Source organism: Massilia sp. GCM10023247 (genome assembly GCF_042653325.1).
Classification (GTDB): Bacteria; Pseudomonadota; Gammaproteobacteria; order Burkholderiales; family Burkholderiaceae_D; genus Telluria.
The window spans coordinates 489,473-504,288 of record NZ_JBHSIB010000011.1; the positions used below are offsets into that span (position 1 = coordinate 489,473).

General features: G+C 70.5%; 12 protein-coding genes. 9 read left to right on the forward strand and 3 right to left on the reverse strand.

Translation table 11 applies throughout. The features are described from left to right. Positions 1 to 12: 12 nt before the first annotated feature. The 4 genes from ACFPAH_RS12550 to ACFPAH_RS12565 all read left to right on the forward strand — a co-directional run bounded on the left by ACFPAH_RS12550 (position 13) and on the right by ACFPAH_RS12565 (position 4,751). Positions 13 to 1,167: an acetyl-CoA C-acetyltransferase gene (locus ACFPAH_RS12550; RefSeq protein ID WP_379745526.1), complete on the forward strand. Its 1,155-nt coding sequence runs from the start codon at positions 13 to 15 to the stop codon at positions 1,165 to 1,167. A 42-nt stretch (positions 1,168 to 1,209) separates the two neighbouring features. Further along, positions 1,210 to 2,085, forward strand: a complete 876-nt coding sequence (locus ACFPAH_RS12555) for an SDR family oxidoreductase (RefSeq protein WP_379745529.1) — start codon at positions 1,210 to 1,212, stop codon at positions 2,083 to 2,085. 210 nt (positions 2,086 to 2,295) lie between these two features. Then, complete coding sequence (locus ACFPAH_RS12560; protein WP_379745532.1) at positions 2,296 to 3,498, forward strand: acetyl-CoA C-acyltransferase; 1,203 nt, start codon at positions 2,296 to 2,298, stop codon at positions 3,496 to 3,498. A 56-nt stretch (positions 3,499 to 3,554) separates the two neighbouring features. Then, positions 3,555 to 4,751 (forward strand): helix-turn-helix transcriptional regulator, encoded by a 1,197-nt coding sequence (locus ACFPAH_RS12565; protein WP_379745535.1) that lies wholly within the window; start codon positions 3,555 to 3,557, stop codon positions 4,749 to 4,751. A gap of 39 nt (positions 4,752 to 4,790) precedes the next feature. On the opposite strand, the gene ACFPAH_RS12570 is transcribed toward ACFPAH_RS12565, so the two are convergent. Further along, positions 4,791 to 5,558 (reverse strand): SDR family oxidoreductase, encoded by a 768-nt coding sequence (locus ACFPAH_RS12570; RefSeq protein ID WP_379746015.1) that lies wholly within the window; start codon positions 5,556 to 5,558, stop codon positions 4,791 to 4,793. Between the two features lie 189 nt (positions 5,559 to 5,747). On the opposite strand from ACFPAH_RS12570, the gene ACFPAH_RS12575 reads away from it, so the two are divergent. From ACFPAH_RS12575 to ACFPAH_RS12585, 3 genes are read left to right on the forward strand one after another with little or no spacing between them, the layout of a single operon-like run. Then, positions 5,748 to 6,518 carry an SDR family NAD(P)-dependent oxidoreductase gene (locus ACFPAH_RS12575; RefSeq protein WP_379745538.1) on the forward strand — a complete coding sequence of 257 codons (771 nt, stop codon included), beginning with the start codon at positions 5,748 to 5,750 and terminating at the stop codon, positions 6,516 to 6,518. A 33-nt stretch (positions 6,519 to 6,551) separates the two neighbouring features. Next, positions 6,552 to 7,946, forward strand: coding sequence for an aldehyde dehydrogenase family protein (locus tag ACFPAH_RS12580; protein WP_379745541.1), 1,395 nt, complete (start codon positions 6,552 to 6,554; stop codon positions 7,944 to 7,946). A 57-nt stretch (positions 7,947 to 8,003) separates the two neighbouring features. After that, the gene (locus ACFPAH_RS12585) at positions 8,004 to 9,269 is read left to right on the forward strand and encodes a spinster family MFS transporter (RefSeq protein ID WP_379745544.1); all 1,266 of its coding nucleotides are present in this window, start codon (positions 8,004 to 8,006) and stop codon (positions 9,267 to 9,269) included. Between the two features lie 30 nt (positions 9,270 to 9,299). Here ACFPAH_RS12585 and ACFPAH_RS12590 read toward each other — a convergent pair whose 3' ends face one another. Next, positions 9,300 to 10,001: a hypothetical protein gene (locus ACFPAH_RS12590; RefSeq protein WP_379745547.1), complete on the reverse strand. Its 702-nt coding sequence runs from the start codon at positions 9,999 to 10,001 to the stop codon at positions 9,300 to 9,302. Between the two features lie 78 nt (positions 10,002 to 10,079). Next, a complete protein-coding gene (locus ACFPAH_RS12595; protein ID WP_379745550.1) occupies positions 10,080 to 10,901 on the reverse strand; it encodes an enoyl-CoA hydratase-related protein in 822 nt (273 codons plus the stop codon). A 158-nt stretch (positions 10,902 to 11,059) separates the two neighbouring features. On the opposite strand from ACFPAH_RS12595, the gene ACFPAH_RS12600 reads away from it, so the two are divergent. Continuing rightward, on the forward strand, positions 11,060 to 11,833 hold the full coding sequence (locus ACFPAH_RS12600) for an SDR family oxidoreductase (RefSeq protein WP_379745553.1): 774 nt from the start codon (positions 11,060 to 11,062) through the stop codon (positions 11,831 to 11,833). 41 nt (positions 11,834 to 11,874) lie between these two features. Further along, on the forward strand, positions 11,875 to 14,706 hold the full coding sequence (locus ACFPAH_RS12605; RefSeq protein WP_379745556.1) for a long-chain-acyl-CoA synthetase: 2,832 nt from the start codon (positions 11,875 to 11,877) through the stop codon (positions 14,704 to 14,706). Positions 14,707 to 14,816: the final 110 nt, after the last annotated feature.

The window sequence follows — 14,816 nt, forward strand, 5'->3', positions numbered from 1 at the left end:
AGAGGAGCTGGAATGGCTGAAGCCTATATCGTCGACGCCCTGCGTTCCCCGACCGGCAAGCGCAAGGGTTCGCTGGCCGAGATCCACGGCGCCGACCTCGGCGCCCACGTGCTGCGTGCCATCGTCGAGCGCAACGCGATTCCCGCGGCCGACTACGACGACGTCATTTTCGGCTGCGTCGACACCATCGGTGCGCTGGCCGGCAACATCGCGCGCACCTCCTGGCTGGCCGCCGGGCTGCCGCTGAACGTGCCCGGCACCACGGTCGACCGCCAGTGCGGCTCGTCGCAGCAGGCGATCCACTTCGCGGCCCAGGCCGTGATGAGCGGGACCCAGGACGTGGTGGTGGCCGGCGGCGTGCAGACCATGACCCGGATTCCGATTTCGTCGGCCATGCTGGCCGGCCGGCCGCTCGGTTTCACCACGCCGTTTGCCGAAAGCAGCGGCTGGCGCCGGCGCTTCGGCGACGCCCCGGTGAACCAGTTCTATGCGGCCCAGCGCATCGCCGACCACTGGGGCATCTCGCGCGCCGACATGGAGCGCTACGCGCTGGAGAGCCATGCCCGCGCCCTGGCGGCGATCCGCGACGGCCGCTTCGAGCGCGAGGTGGTGCCGCTGCCGGGCGTGCTGGCGATGGACGAAACGGCGCGCGAGAGCACGCTGGAAAAGATGGCCGGCCTGGAGCCGGTCGACCCCAGCTACCCCGCGATCACCGCGGCCGTGTCGAGCTCGACCTGCGACGCGTCCGCCGCCGTGCTGGTGGTGTCGGAAGCGGCCCTGAAGCGCTACGGCCTGACCCCGCGCGCCCGCATCCACCACCTGTCGGTGCTGGGCGACGACCCGATCTGGCACCTGACGGCCCCGATCGCCGCCACCCGCCGCGCGCTCGAGCGCAGCAACATGCGCCTGGAAGACATCGACCTGGTCGAAATCAACGAAGCCTTTGCCTCGGTGGTCATGGCCTGGCTGCAGGAGACCGGCTACCCGCGCGAGCGCACCAACGTCAACGGCGGCGCGATCGCGCTCGGCCATCCGCTGGGCGCGTCCGGCGCCAAGCTGATGACGACCCTGCTGCACGAGCTGGAACGCAGCGGCGGGCGCTACGGGCTGCAGACCATGTGCGAGGGCGGCGGCCTGGCCAACGTCACCATCATCGAGCGGCTGTAAGTCCGCTCGCCCACCTATCAAAAATTGAATAATGGAGTAGACATGGGTATCTGCGATCAGCGCGTCGTCGTCATCACCGGGGCCGGCGGCGGCCTTGGCCGCGCCTACGCCCTCGCGTTCGCGGCCGAAGGGGCCGGCGTCGTCGTCAACGACGTGCGCATCGAGGCCGCGCAGGCGGTGGCCGACGAGATCGCCGCCGGCGGCGGGCGCGCGCTGGCCAACGGCGACGACATCACCAGCACGGCCGGTGCCGGGCGCATCCTGGACGCTGCCCTGGGCGCCTTCGGGGCCGTGCACGTGCTGGTCAACAACGCCGGCATCCTGCGCGACCGGATGTTCCTGTCGCTGTCCGAGGAGGACTGGGACGCGGTGATCAAGGTCCACCTGAAGGGCCACTTCTGCATGGCCAGCACCTTCGGGCGCCACTGGCGCGATCTTTCCAAGCGCGGCCAGGCGCCGCGGGCGGCGATCGTCAACACCAGTTCCGGCGCCGGCCTGCAAGGCTCGATCGGACAGTCGAACTACGCCGCCGCGAAAGCCGGCATCGCCGGCCTGACCCTGGTGCAGGCGGCCGAGATGGCGCGCTACGACATCACCGTCAATTGCCTGGCCCCGGCCGCGCGCACCTCGATGACCGAAAGCGCGATGCCCGACCTGGTGAAAAAGCCGGAAGCCGGTTTCGACGCCTGGGACCCGATGAACGTGGCGCCGCTGGTGGTCTGGCTGGGCAGCCTGGAGGCGCGCGCCGTGAGCGGGCGCTGCTTCGAAGCCAAGGGCGGCGAACTGTCGCTGGCCGACGGCTGGCGCACCGGCACGGTGCGCGACAAGGGCGCGCGCTGGGAGCCGGCCGAGCTGGCGCCGGTGATCGAGCGCCTGGTCGCCGAGGCCCGTCCGCCCCAGCCGGTGTATGGAACCTGAAACGCAAAGCTGAGCATCAGACACCGGAATCGCGGCGCCGGCATCATCCATTAAGACGATGCCGGCGCGCGCGCCGCTGTCAATAATGAGGCGTCGCCTGTCGCGCCGCACCGTCAAGGTGCAAGCAGTGCCCCTTTTTCGCATCCGCCGCTGCCGGACCGGTACAGCCCTGCAGCGGCCTGGTCTTCATCTCGATAGAAAGTAACCGTCATGCAAGAAGCCGTCATCGTCTCCACCGCCCGCACCCCGATCGGCAAAGCCTACCGCGGCGCCTTCAACGACACCGAAGCGCCGGTGCTGGGCGGCCATGTGATCCGCGCCGCCCTCGAGCGGGCCGAAGTCGAGGGCGCCGAGGTCGACGACGTGATCCTCGGCATCGCGGCCCAGCAGGGCACCCAGGGCTACAACCTGGGGCGCCTGTGCACCTATACCGCCGGCCTGCCCGAATCGGTGGGCGGCATGGCGATCGACCGCATGTGCGCCTCCGGCCTGATGGCGATCGCCGGCGCGGCCAAGGGCATCATGGCGGGCGAATACGCCATCGCCGTCGGCGGCGGCCTGGAATCGATCTCGCTGGTCCAGAACGCCCACAAGAACAGCTACCGGGCCCAGTCGAAGGCCGTGCTGGAAGCGGCGCCGACGGCCTACATCCAGATGATCGAGACCGCCGAGATCGTGTCGCAGCGCTACGGGATTTCGCGCGCCGACCAGGACGCCTATGCCCTGCGCAGCCAGCAGCGCACCGCCGCGGCCCAGCAGGCCGGCCTGTTCGCCGACGAAATCGTGCCCCTGACGAGCACGCGCCAGCTGTTCGACAAGGACGGCCAGCCGAGCGGCAGCGAAGAAGTGCGGCTGACCCAGGACGAGGGCAACCGCCCCAGTACCACGCTCGAAAGCCTGGGCCAGCTGAAACCGGTGTGGAAGGGCGGGCAGTGGAGCGGGGAAGGGCAGTTCATCACCGCCGGCAATGCCTCGCAGCTGTCGGACGGCGCCTCGGCCTCGGTGCTGATGAGCCGGCAGGAAGCGGCGCGGCGCGGCCTGCGCCCGCTCGGCACCTACCGCGGCCTGGCCGTGGCCGGCTGCCGCGCCGACGAAATGGGCATCGGTCCGGTGGTGGCGATCCCGAAGCTGCTGGCGCGCCACGGCTTGACGGTGGCCGACATCGGCCTGTGGGAAATCAACGAGGCCTTCGCCTGCCAGGTGCTGTACAGCCGCGATACGCTCGGCATACCGGACGACAGATTGAACGTGAACGGCGGCGCCATCGCCATCGGCCACCCATTCGGCATGTCGGGCGCGCGCCTGGTCGGCCACGCCCTGCTCGAAGGGCGCCGGCGCGGCGTGCGCTACGTCGTGGTCAGCATGTGCATCGGCGGCGGCATGGGGGCGGCCGCACTGTTCGAGCTGGCATGACCGGCGTATGCATGGTGCTTGAAAACATGGCAAGCGATGCTATACTAAATTGCACGATGGAAACCGACCTGGACACGATTGCCGCCCCGCAGGCGGCCCCTCCCGCCAACGCTGTGCATGCCGCAGCGCCCTTGTCGCTCGACCGTTTCAGCCGCCTGCTGGGGGCCATTTACGAAACCGCCCAGGACGCCGACCGCTGGTCGCAATGCCTGGAGCACGTACGCCGCGAATTCGGCGGCAATTTCTGCTCGCTGATCGTGCGGCGCGCCGCAGGAGCCGACCTCGGCTACGTGATTTCGGCCTCCGGCGAGCGCCGCCCGCTGCTCTCGCATAACCCGCTGAGCGCCATCAGCCCGTTTTCCTGCCTGCGCCCGGGCAAGGTGGTCACCACCAGCGACCTGCTCTCGATCGACGAATGGCAGGCCTCCGAGTACTACCGCCAGTGGTGCCAGCCCCAGGGCGTGTTCCACGTGATGGCGGTCGACGTCGACCTGCCCGGCATCGGCATCTATGGCTTTCGCATCACGCGCCCGATCGACGCGGCGCCGTTCTCCGGCGCCGACCGCGAGCTGTGCGAGCACCTGATTCCCCACCTGCAGCGGGCGCTGACCCTGTATGCGGCCGTGCACCGCGACCGCCAGGTCGACTCGATGTACCGCCACGCGATGGGCCAGCTGATGGTCGGCGTCTTCGTGCTCGACGAGAATTGCGTCATCCTGGAAAGCAATACCATGGCCAGCGCCATCGTCGCCCTCAACGACGGCGTCAGCATTTCCTCGCAAAAGCTGAGCGCTTCCTACCAGGCCGAGAACCGCAAGCTGTACCAGATGATCCAGAACGTGCTGAGCCGGCGCGAGCCGGGCAAGATGGGCGTGGTCGAGGCGATGTCGCTGAGCCGCCCATCCGGACGCGCGGCCTGGGGCGTGGTGGCGCAGGCGATCGACTCGACCGAGTGGACCGTCGGCAAGCGCCGACCGAGCGTGGTCGTGTTCATGCGCGACGCCGAGGGCAAGTCGGACCCGCCGGCGCGCCTGGCCCAGCAGCTGTTCCAGCTGACCCCGGCCGAGACGGCGCTGGCGATCCAGCTGGCCAACGGCCTGTCGCTCGACGAGGCATCGGAGGTGCTCGGCATCCGCCGCAACACGGCGCGCGCCCACCTGCGTTCGATCTTCTCGAAGACCGGCGTGCGCCGCCAGACCGAGCTGGTGCGCATCTTCCTGAACAGCGTGGCGCTGCTCGGCAACCAGGACTGATTTCGCTTGATCCTGGTTGTTGGTCCGGTCCGTCGCGGCTCAGAACTGGGTCGGCCGCATCAGGGCGTCGACCCCGCCGTCGATCACCATCTGGGCGCCATGGATGAAACCGGCGTGCGGACCCATCAGGTAGGCGATCAGGGACGCGATTTCTTCCGGCTGGGCGTGGCGCGCGATCGGGGCGACGAAATCGCGGATCGCCTGGCCGAAGCGCGGGTCGTCCATGCCGGCGCGCAGCAGCGGGGTAGCGACCGCGCCCGGCGCCACCGTGTTCAGGCGCACTCCGGCCGCGCCCCAGGCCGCCGCGCGGCGCCGTACCGCCACCGTCACCGCGTTCTTCGAACCGGCATACGCCAGCTGGCCGCCGCCGGCGGCCGTGGCCAGCTGGCCGGCCAGCGCCTCGTCGCCCTGTTCCAGGGCCGCGGCCAGCGGATTGCGGTCCCAGGCAAGCTGGGTCGAGGCCACCGAGGACACCACCACGGCGGCGCCGTTGTGGCCGCGCTGCAGGGCCGGCAGCAGGGCGTCGAGCAGGTCGACCACGCCGAAATAATTTACCGAGACGGTGCGCGCAGGCGGCTCGGCCTGCGGGCCCAGGCCGGCGCACAGCACCAGGCCGTCGAGCACGCCGCCGCAGCGGTCGAGCACCGCCGCGGCGACCGCGGCGCGACCGGCGGGGGACGACAGGTCGGCGACGATGTCGGCGTCGCGCAGGTCGATTCCCAGCACGGTGTGGCCGGCGGCCAGCAGTGCGGCGCGGGTGGCCGCGCCGATTCCGGACGCCGAGCCGGTGATGGCGGTAACGGGCATGTCGCTCTCCTTGTAGTAATGGGTCAAACGGGTAAATGGGTCAATCATAGGGGCAGCCAGTATCGCCCGGCGCCGGCGGCCCGGCGTCATGCAAACGGACGATGCCGGCCCGGTCCGGGCCGCGCAATATGGGGGACAGGCCGCGCCGCGGCCATCCGATCAAATCAACTACTGCCGGGAGACGCTGTCATGCAACATGTACCAAGCCTGTTTTCACTCGAGGGGCAGGTCGCCGTCGTGACCGGGGCCGGCAAGGGCATCGGGCGCGCCTGCGCCATCGCCCTGGCCCAGGCCGGCGCCGACGTGGCGCTGGCGGCGCGCACCGCCTCCGACCTGGAACAGGTGGCGCAGGAGATCCGGGCACTGGGCCGGCGCGCCATCGTCGTGCCCGGCGACGTCAACGAGGACGCCGCGCTCGACACCCTGGTGCAGCGTACGGTCGCCGAACTGGGCAAGATCACTATCCTGGTCAACAATGCCGGCGGCGCCGGCCCCAACGATCCGCGCAGCATGAGCGGCGCCGATTTCGCCGGCGTGCTGGCCTGGAACGTGGTGCCGGCCTACCTGCTGATCCAGAAGGCCGCGCCGGCGATGCGCGCGGCCGGCGGCGGCGCCGTGGTGAACATCTCGTCGATGGCGGCGCGCCTGGCGCAAAAGCATTTCAGCGCCTACGGCGCGGCCAAGGCGGCGCTGAACCAGATGACGCGCAACCTGGCCCAGGATTTTGCGCCGCACCTGCGCATCAACGCCATCGAGCCGGGCGCGATCCGCACCGACGCGCTGGCCGCCTACCTGACCCCGGACATCGAGGCCGGCCTGGTGCGCGCCACGCCGCTCGGCTCGCTGGGCGAGACCGAAGACATCGCGGCCGCAGTGGTCTACCTGGCCTCGCCGGCGGCGCGCTGGGTCACCGGCAAGATCCTCGGCGTCGACGGCGGCTGCGAAGCACCGGTCGGCTGAACCTGACCGCAAAAATAAACAAGGGAGACATGCATGGGATACCCAACGATACGCGCGCTGCTCGACGCGCAGCAGAAGGCCTTCCGCGCCGAGGGGCTGGTCACGGCCGAGGTGCGCAAGGCGCGCCTGCAGGCGGCGATCGACCTGCTGGTCGAGCACAACGACGCGCTGTGCGCGGCGATGGACGAGGATTTCGGCGGGCGACCGGCCGTGTTTTCGATGATGAACGATATCCTCGGCTCGCTCGCCTCGCTCAAGCATGCGCGCGACCACCTGGAAGCGTGGATGGTGGCCGACCCGCGCCCGAGCGTGGCACCCTTCGACGCCTTCGGCGCGACCGCCTGGGTGCAATACCAGCCGAAAGGCGTGGTCGGCATCATCGGCACCTGGAACGCGCCCCTGTACACCCTGTTTTCGCCGCTGGCGAGCGTGCTGGCGGCCGGTAACCGCGCCGTCCTGAAACCGTCCGAGATCGCGCCGCGCACCGCCGCCTTGCTGGCCTCGGTGCTGCCGGCGTATTTCGACGCCGAGGTGGTGGGCCTGGTCAACGGCGACGCCGAGGTGGCGCGCGCGTTCAGCGCCGAGCCCTGGAATCACCTCGTATTTACCGGTTCGACCGCCGTCGGCAAGGCGGTGATGGCGGCCGCCGCCGCGAACCTGGTGCCGGTCACGCTGGAACTGGGCGGCAAGTCGCCGGTGCTGGTCGATCCCGGCGCCGACATCGCCAACGCGGCCGAGCGCATCGTGGTCGGCAAGGCCGGCAATGCGGGGCAGCTGTGCGTGGCGCCGGACACCGTCTGGCTGCCGCGCGAGAAGCTCGAGGCTTTCGTGGCGGCCGCGCGCGCCTGCCACGAGGGCCTGTTCCCGGATGCCGGGGACGTGGTCGCGGTGGTCAACGACCGCCATGCCGCGCGCCTGCAGGGCTATATCGACGAGGCTAGAGCCCGCGGGGTACGCATCGAGACGGCCGGCGTGGCCGAGGGGCGCCGCATGGCGCTGCACCTGGTGATCGACCCGCCGGCCGGCAGCGCCTTCGCCACCGAGGAAGTCTTCGGCCCGGCCCTGGTGCTCAATACCTACGAGCGCTTCGAGGAGGCGCTGGACGCCGTGAATGCGGGCCCGCGGCCGCTGGCCCTGTACTGGTTCGGCAGCGACCAGGAGGCGCAGCAGCAGGTGCTGGCGCGCACGCTCTCGGGCGGCGTGTCGCTCAACGACGTCACCATGCACCCGGCGCTGCACGACGCGCCCTTCGGCGGCGTCGGCGCCTCCGGCATGGGGCACTACCACGGCCGCGAAGGCTTCCTCGAGTTCAGCCATGCGCGCAGCGTGTACCAGGCCGGCGGCCACGATCCGCGCCGCGAGTGGGGCATGCTCCCGCCCTACAACGAGGCCTTCCGCCAGGCGATCCGCGCCGCTGTAACCCGCTAGCAGCGCCCCCGGCGCCGGCCCCGGCCGGCGCCTTCCTTGAAGTTGCCGGAGAAGTCCATGCACAATCCCCGCTACGTACTGGCGATGCTGACGGCGATGTCGGCTCTGTCCTTCATGGACCGGCAGATGCTCGCGGTCCTGATCGAGCCGATCAAGGCCGAGTTCGCGCTGTCGGACATGCAGATCGGGATCGTGTCCGGCTTCGGCTTCGCGCTGACCTTCGCCCTGGTCGGGATTCCGCTCGGGCGCATCGCCGACCGCGGCGAGCGGCGCAGCCTGGTGGCCTTGTTCCGCAGCCTGGGCGGGGCGATCGCCGCGCTCGGCGCCTGCGCCGGCGGCTTCTGGACGCTGGCCCTGACCCGCACCGGCGGCGCGCTGAGCGAGGCGGGCAGCGCGCCGGCCTCGATGTCGATGATCGCCGACCTGTTCCCGCCCCAGCAACGCTCGCGCGCGCTGAGCGTGTTCGGCCTCGGCGCCGCCATCGGCTCGCTGATCGCGCTGGTGGGCGGCGGCTGGCTGGCGGCGCGCTATGGCTGGCGCGTGGCGCTGGCCACGGCCGGCATCGCCTCGCTGCTGCTGGCTTTGCTGTTTCGCTGGCGCGCGCACGAGCCGGCGCGTCCCGTCTTCAAGGCGGCGGCGCCGACGCTGGGCGCACCCGGCGCGCTGCGCCAGGTATGGGGGCAGCCGGTGGCGCGCGCGCTGATCGTCGCCGCGGCCTGCGTGCTGGTGCCGGCCTATGCCTTCGGCGCCTGGAATTTCACCTACCTGGTGCGCTACCACCATTTGTCGCTGGGGCAGGCAGGCATCATCTCGAGCACGGCGGCGATCGGCTCGGTGCTGGGCGGGCTGGGCTCGGGCATGCTGACCGACTACCTGGCCCGGCGCGACCTGCGCTGGCAGATCGGGGTGCCGATCATGGCGCTCGCCTGCGGCCTGCCGGTCAGCCTGGTCTACTTCATGGTGCCGCCCGGCGCCATCGGCGCGGCCACGCTGCTGGTGGTGGTGTACGCGATGCTGCTCTCCGGCTGGGCCGCGCCCACCTATGCCGCGCTCAGTTTCGTGGTGGCGCCGCAGCGCAGGGCCACGGCGAACGCCATGATGCTGCTCGCCAGTTCGCTGATCGGCAGCGGTGCCAGCCCGATCCTGATCGGCTGGCTCAGCGACCGGCTGGTGCCGGTCGCCGGCGCCGACTCGCTGCGCTACGCGCTGGCGATCTCGATGTTCCTGCTGCTGGGCGCGCTGGCCGCCTTCGTGGCGGCCTGGCGCGCCTATCCGGCGGCGCACCGGATGGCGCGCGAAGAGGCCGCGAGCGCGGCCGTGTGACAAGCACGGCCGGCCGCACCGCCGGGGCTGTCAGCCCGAGGTGCCCGCCGTCCGGCCAGGCGCGCCGTCCCCGGGCTGGCCGAACACCCGGTCGCTCACGAGCTGCAGCGCCCTGGCCCTGGCCTGCGCCGCCTCGATCTCCGCCTCGACGCGCCGCGGAATCTGCTTGCGTTCGTTGGACGCGACGGGCCTGCCGTATACGCGGTCGAAAGCCCACTCGGCCAGCTCCCGCATCTGGCTCGTACTGTTCGGCATCGGCAGGACCGCCACGGCCCAGCGTGACCGGTCGAACGGCGGGTCCTCGACGTTGATGCCGCCCTTGTTGCCTTTGACCTCGTCGAGCTTGAGGCAGCGTTCCCAGAAGGCCTGTCCCTTGTCCGTCTTGGTCTGCACATAGTGGCGATTGGCCAGATGGCTCATCAGCCTTTCCTGCACCTGATGGGCCTGCCCCCGATACAGGACGGGAAGGCCGGCCACGGTCAGCGTACAGGCGTTTCGCCTTTCCCAGGGCGGCAGGTGGTCGCTGGCGATCAGGTAGAAGCCGCGCCCAGGACGCACTTGCCTGAGGCTTGCCGAAGAGACGATATCGATGACCTGGTAGAGCCCGTCCGCGGTCGACGGAGCGTGGCGCTCGAACATGCACTGCAACTCCTGGACCATCTCGACCGCCAGGTATTCGAGCCGATTGTTGTAGTTCCAGGCGAGTTCGCTCAGTGAAGGAAAGTCAGTCATGGGCGCAGGTGCGTTCTTGCCGCGATGGTTGCCGATGGCGGCTTTATAGCACAGGGCGGTCCTTGCCTGCCGGGCCGGCTAGCGCCCTTCGAAACGCGCCGGTCGCTTCTCGACGAATGCTTCCATCCCTTCCTTCTGGTCGCGGCTGGCGAACAGGATCTGGTTGGCCTTGCGTTCGAGCATCAGGGCGACCTCGAGCGGGGCGTCCATCCCGGCCAGCACCACTTCCTTGATCTGCTGCACCGCCAGCGGCGGCATGGCGGCGATGGTCGCGGCCATCGCCAGCGCCTCGGGCAGCACCTGCTCGTCGGGCACGACGCTGCTCACCAGGCCCATCTGCCAGGCATCGCGCGCCGCCACCGGCTGCCCGGTCAGGAGGATGCGCATGGCATGCGCCTTGCCGACCGCGCGCACCAGGCGCTGGGTGCCGCCGATGCCGGGCATGATCCCGATCCGGATTTCGGGCTGCGCGAAGCGGGCACCTTCGCCGGCGACGATGATGTCGCAGTGCATGGCCAGCTCGTTGCCGCCGCCATAGGCATAGCCGCAGACGGCGGCGATCACCGGCTTCGGGCAGTCGGCGATCGGCGCCCAGACCCGCTCGGTATGGCGCGCCATGATCTCGATCGGGCCGGCGCCGGCCATCGACTTGATGTCGCCGCCGGCGGCGAACACCGCCGGTCCCCCGGTCAGGACGATCACCCGCACCGCGGGGTCTGCGCCGAGTTCGCGGAACGCGTTCGAGAGCAGGGCCTGCAGTTGCAGGCTCAGTGCGTTGGTCGCCTGGGGACGGTTCAGGCAGAGCAGGGCGACGCCCTCGCGCGGGCGTTCGATGGTCAATTCCGGCGCGGCCGGGGCCTCGCTGTGGCTGTCGGTGCGGCTGTCGGTGCGGCTGTTCATGCGTTCCTCATGGATGGCGCCGCGCGCGCGGGAAAGGCGGCGGCAGTGGCCCCATGATCGGCGCCGCGGGCCGCGCCAACATCGTCCTTTCGGACGTAGCCGCAGGCAGGGTAGGCCTCCTACAGTAGGCCTACCTGTTACTGCGACGAGAACACTTCATGACCGATTCCGCCTGCTTCAAGAACCAAGTCGTCCTCATCACCGGCGGCACCCGCGGCATCGGCCGCGGCATCGCCGAAGCCTTCCTCGCTGCCGGCGCCCATGTCGTCGTCTGCGGGCGCAGCCGGCCCGAAGCCCTGCCGGCGCTCGGTGCCGCCAGCGCCGAGTTTGTCCCCTGCGACGTGCGCGACGCCGAGGCGGTGCAGCAGCTGGTCGACGGCATCGCCGCGCGCCATGGCCGGCTCGACGTCCTGGTCAACAACGCCGGCGGCAGTCCCTACGCCGAGGCCGCGACCGCCTCGCCGCGCTTCCACGAAAGCATCCTGCGCCTGAACCTGCTGGCCCCGCTGCACCTGGCGCAGGCGGCCAACAGCCTGATGCAGGCCAATGGCGGCGGCGTCATCGTCTTCATCGGCAGCGTCAGCGCCTTGCGCCCGTCGCCCGGCACCGCCGCCTATGGGGCCGCCAAGGCCGGCGTGCTGAGCCTGGTGTCCTCGCTGGCCGTCGAATGGGCGCCCAAGGTCAGGGTGGTCGCGGTCAGCCCGGGCCTGGTCCAGACCGAACAATCGCACCTGCATTACGGCGACGCGGCCGGCATCGCCGCCGTCGGCGCCACCATTCCGGCCGGCCGCATGGCCGACCCGGCCGACATCGCCAACGCCTGCCTGTTCGTCGCCTCGCCCCGCGCGGCCTACATGAGCGGCACCAACCTGCTGCTGCACGGCGGCGGCGAAAAGCCGGCCTTCCTGGCGGCCGCCAACAGCGCCGCCTGAGCATCCTGCGGCCTTTCTTCACCCACCGGAAAGAGACTTCGATGAACAATCTTGCGCAACATGCGTACGTGAGCCGGGATGCGACCCAGGCCAAATTGGACCTGCGCGCCGCCCAGGCCGGGCGCCACCGCGCATCGCAGAGTTACTGCACCGCCGAGCGCATCGAGGAATGCGCGCAGCGCTTCGCCGAGCGGCCCTGCCTGTATTTCGGCGAAGAGACCTACAGCTATGCCGACCTGAATGCGCAGGTCAACCAGGTGGCGCACGCAGCCCGCGCCCAGGGCGTGCGGCGCGGCGACGTGGTCGCCATCTGCCTGGAAAACCGGCCCGGCTTCCTGTTCGCCTGGCTCGGCCTGGCCAAGCTGGGCGCCACCGTCGCCTTCCTCAACACGAACGTCGCCGGCAAGGCAATGGCCCATGCGCTGGGCGCCGCCGGCGCCGCCCTGGTGGTGGTCGGCGAGGAATGCCTGGCCAACTTCGAGGGTCCCGAACTCGAGGGGCTGGCGCGCTACTGGCTGTGGCAGGACCCGGAGAACCCGGACCTGGCGCGCCGCGCCCTGTGCGAATTCGACCTCGGCGCCGCGGCCGCCTCGGCGCCGCGCGGCAATCCTCCTTTCGAGTGGCGCGCCGGCCTGGTCGCGCAAGACCCGGCGGTCTACATCTTCACCTCCGGCACCACCGGGCTGCCGAAGGCGGCGGTGATCAGCCACGCGCGCTGGCTGATCACGGCCGACGTGATGGAAGTGACGATGGAGGTGAGCGGCGAGGACTGCTTCTACTGCTTCCTTCCCCTCTACCACGGCGCGGCCTCGCTGTCTGCCGCGGCCACCGCGTTCGCGGCCGGGGCCGCCCTGGCGCTGCGCCGCAAGTTCAGCCGGCGCGGATTCTGGAACGACGTGCGGCGCTACCGGGTGACGATTTGCCAGTACGTGGGCGAGATCTGCCGCTTCCTGCTGACCGAGCCGCCGCAGCCGGGCGACCGCGACCACGGGCTGCGCAAGATGATCGGCGCCGGCCTGTCGGTCGAGGTCTGGCAGCAGTTCATCGACCGTTTCGGCCCGCTCCAGGTATTCGAGGGCTGGGGCGCCACCGAGTCGAACACCAACACGATCAACGTCGACAACCGGCTCGGCTCCTGCGGCCGCATCCCGTACTGGGAAAAAACCAACCTGCGCATCGTGCGCTACGACGTCGACACCGACAGCTACCCGCGCGACGCCAACGGCGCCTGCATCGTCTGCCAGCCGGGCGAAACCGGCGAGGCCCTGGGCCGCATCCTCGACATCCCGGACGTGGTGGCCGGGCGCTTCGAGGGCTATACCTCGGCCGAGGCGACCGCGAAGAAGATCCTGCGCGACGTGTTCGAGCCGGGCGACGCCTGGTGGTCCTCGGGCGACCTGCTGCGCTACGACGAGGAGGGCTATTGCTATTTCGTCGACCGGATCGGCGACACCTACCGCTGGAAGAGCGAGAACGTCTCGACCTTCGAAGTGGCCGACAGCCTGGCCGACGCGCCCGGGGTCGACACCATCGCCATCTACGGCGTCCAGGTGCCGGGCCACGAGGGACGCGCCGGCATGGCCTCGATCGTGATGTGCGAGGGCCATGCCTTCGATCCGGACGCCTTCTTCGCCCTCACCAGGGCGCGCCTGCCGCACTACGCGCTGCCGCTGTTCGTGCGGGTGTCCTCGAACGCCGACATGACCTCGACCTTCAAGCTGCGCAAGGTGCGCCTGCAGCAGGAGGGCTACGACAGCCGGCTGGTAACGGACCCCTTGTATGTGCGCGACGAGCAGGCCGGCACCTATGTGCCGCTGACGCCCGATTCGATGGCGCGCGCCTTCGGCACGCCGCTGCTCACTTACCCGCTGGCGCCGCCGGCGGCGGACGGCTCGGTGGTCGAGGTCGCGCCCGGCATCCTGTGGGCGCGCATGCCGATGCCGATGTCGCTCGACCACGTCAACGTCTACCTGCTGCGCGACGGCGACGGCTGGTGGGCGGTCGACACCGGGCTCGACTCGGAGCCGGTGCGCGCCCTCTGGCAGCAGCTGTGCGCCACCCAGCTGGACGGCCTGCCGCTCAAGGCCGTGCTCTGCACCCACTTCCACAGCGACCACGCCGGGCTGGCCCACTGGCTGAGCACGACCTACGACGTGCCGCTCTACATGACGCACGGCGAATTCTTCATGCTCCGCCTGTCCGCCAGCCCGATGCCGGATCCGCCCCCGCCGGCCCAGCAGCGCTTCTATGCGCGCTCGGGCATGCCGGCGGAGACGACGGCAAGCATGCTGGCGGCCATCGGCAGCCACACCTACCGGAACACGGCCGCCACCAGCTTCCGCCGCCTGCGCGCCGGCACCCGGCTCCGGATCGGCGACCGCGAGTGGGAAGTGATCATCGGCGAGGGGCACTCGCCCGAGCACGCCTGCCTGTACAGCGCCGCGGACCGCCTGCTGATCGCCGGCGACCAGGTGCTGCCGACGATCACCTCGAACGTCTCGGTGTCCTCGCTCGAGCCGGAGGCCAATCCGCTGCAGTTGTGGTTCGATTCGCTCGAGCGCCTTGCGCCGCTGGCGCCGGACACGCTGGTGCTGCCCTCGCACCACAAGGTCTTCCGCGGCCTGCACCCGCGCCTGCGCCAGCTGCGCGAGCACCACGAGCAGCAGTTCGGCGTGCTGCGCCTGCGCTTCGCCGACGGCCAGGCGCGCACCGCCTACGAGGTGATGCAGGCGATGTTCCCGAAACTGCGCGGCGGCGCCGACAGCATGATGGCGCTCGGCGAAGCCATGGCCCACCTGGCCTGGTTGTGCGCGGCCGGCGAGCTGGTGCGCACGCTCGACGCGGACGGGCTGTACCGCTTCCGCGCCGCGTAGGGGAGGCGCCGGCGCGGCGTCGCCGGCCGGCGCGGAGAACAATAAAGCCGGGGGACGCTGTCGCAGCGTCCCCCGGCTGTTTTATTGGCTGCGGCATGCCGCAGCCGTGC